Here is a 1,526-nt window from a genome sequence, read left to right on the forward strand (position 1 = left end):
GCAGCACACGTGTTGTATCTCAGGCGCCTTATTCAGGAAGGCAGCCTGCTGGCGTCCGGTCCGTTGAAAGGGACCCCATTGCGCTCCGGCTTTCTGATTATGAAAGGCGCCAATCGGCAAGAGATCGACGCGATGATTGCCGGTGATCCCTTTGCATCCGAAGGTTTGATTTGTGATCTGCGGATTGAAGAATGGGACCCACTATTCGGGTGCCTGTCAAATCATGCAACAGGCAAACTCCCGCAAGAATTGAAGTCTCTTTTCCCTTCATGACGACAGCGCTGTGTTTTTTGAGAAATAAAAACGAAAAGAGAGCCTTGGGATTATGAACGATCTTCAGTGGTATGCTGTAGGGGAAGCCCGCATACTAAAAATACAGGATCTTACGCTGGCAGCACTCACTCCAGAACAGTTGCTTCCTGACTGGGATGATGCAACGGCACTTCAGGCCTATTCTGATCTACCTGAAACGCTGGATGCTTCAGAAACGAAAGTCCTTTTGAGCGTTCATAGCTGGCTCATCAAGGATCGCGGTCGGAACATTCTTGTGGATACGGGGGCGGGGAATAGCAAGGCTCGACCTGCTGCTCTGTTTTTCGATCACTTGCAGACCGTGTGGCTTGAAAATCTGATGCGCGCTGGCGTCCGACCAGAAGATATCGATTTTGTTCTTCTCACCCATCTGCATGTTGATCACGTGGGGTGGAACACACGCCTGCAAAATGGCATCTGGGTTCCGACCTTCCCGAATGCCCGATATGTCTTTTCTAGAGCCGAATATGATTTTTTCAGTAATCCAGCTCATGATAGCGTCCGCAATAAAACCAGTTTCATGACACGCATTGATAGCGTTGATCCGATTATCTCGGCGGATCTTGCGGATCAGATTGACGTAGACGGATCCGAAGTTCTTGAAGGAATCTCCTTTCACCCCACACCTGGGCATACGCCCCATCACGCGTCTCTCGTGCTGAAATCAGGTATGGAGCGTGCGCTCTTCACGGGTGATGTCATGCATCACCCCATTCAGGTATGTATTCCGGAGTGGAGTGCCGTTTTTGATGCAGATCCTCAGATAGCCATCATATCGCGCAAATGGGCTTTGAATTATGCTGCCGAACACACCGCAGCAGTATTCACATCGCATTTTCCGATGACATCCGCTGGAAAAGTGATGACATACGACCAGGGAAGGGGTTGGTCTTTCCTCTAGGGCTGCCATTATGTCCGCTGTTCACCTCGTTCAATTCCATTGCGGACATTCCGCTTTCCCCCCTTACTCGCCTGTCTGTTTAACAAACATGAAACAGACAGGCGACCGTCGCCCTCTTATTCGTCGTTTTTGTCACTCAATAAGCTTCTACGAAGCGGACATGACTGAAGATGCTGCTTGACGGCTACAGCTGGTGTCAGCAAAGTCGATTTTGCCTAAAAAGACAGCGATGCAGGTATGGTGACAACCTGTGGTCTCTTCGGAGACAGGTAAGCATCCGGTAAAAGCCGCCTTGTAGACTGATAGGACCGGG

At 50.3% G+C, this 1,526-nt stretch carries 2 protein-coding genes; both read left to right on the forward strand.

Translation table 11 applies throughout. The features are described 5' to 3' along the window. A partial coding sequence (locus B7G66_RS13270) for a YciI family protein (protein ID WP_048859275.1) occupies positions 1 to 273 on the forward strand: 273 nt, incomplete at its 5' end. Positions 274 to 325: 52 nt separating this feature from the next. Beyond that, positions 326 to 1,213: an MBL fold metallo-hydrolase gene (locus B7G66_RS13275; RefSeq protein ID WP_003618969.1), complete on the forward strand. Its 888-nt coding sequence runs from the start codon at positions 326 to 328 to the stop codon at positions 1,211 to 1,213. Positions 1,214 to 1,526: the final 313 nt, after the last annotated feature.

Source organism: Novacetimonas hansenii JCM 7643 (assembly GCF_000964405.1).
In the GTDB taxonomy this organism is placed as follows: domain Bacteria; phylum Pseudomonadota; class Alphaproteobacteria; order Acetobacterales; family Acetobacteraceae; genus Novacetimonas; species Novacetimonas hansenii.